The organism is Ralstonia sp. VS2407 (assembly GCF_052950655.1).
Genome location: NZ_JBRFVG010000305.1, coordinates 1 through 450 on the forward strand (window position 1 = coordinate 1; position 450 = coordinate 450).

The window sequence follows — 450 nt, forward strand, 5'->3', positions numbered from 1 at the left end:
GTGCGCAACTTCGCGCGCAACTGGATCCTCGACCTCAAGGAGCGGCACATCCGGGTCAATGTCGTAAGCCCCGGCGTGACCGACACGGCCGGGCTGACCGAGCTGTTCGGCAGCGGTGATCAGGCCGAAATGGTGAAGATGGGGATGCTCGCGAGCATCCCGTCGGACCGGATCGGCCGACCGGAGGACGTCACCGGCGCGGTCCTATTCCTGGCTTCGGACGCATCCGCCTATGTCAACGGCGTCGAGCTGTTTGTCGATGGCGGCCTGGCGCAGATCTGACCACCGATCAAAGGGAGCCGCTCGATGCAACGGATACATTGGCAGTCGGTCGCGGCCGCGTGCGCGCTCGCCCTGTCATCGGCTGGCGCCGGCGGTGCGGACGACGACGGGTCGCCGATCTTCGACGTCAGGCTTCCAGCAGGCTACCGGGACTGGCCGGTGATCAGC

General features: G+C 66.7%; 1 protein-coding gene. It reads left to right on the forward strand.

The features are described 5' to 3' along the window. The coding region (locus tag ACU8YE_RS25185; RefSeq protein ID WP_446930288.1) for an SDR family NAD(P)-dependent oxidoreductase at positions 1–282 on the forward strand (282 nt) is incomplete at its 5' end. Between the last annotated feature and the right edge of the window lie 168 nt (positions 283–450).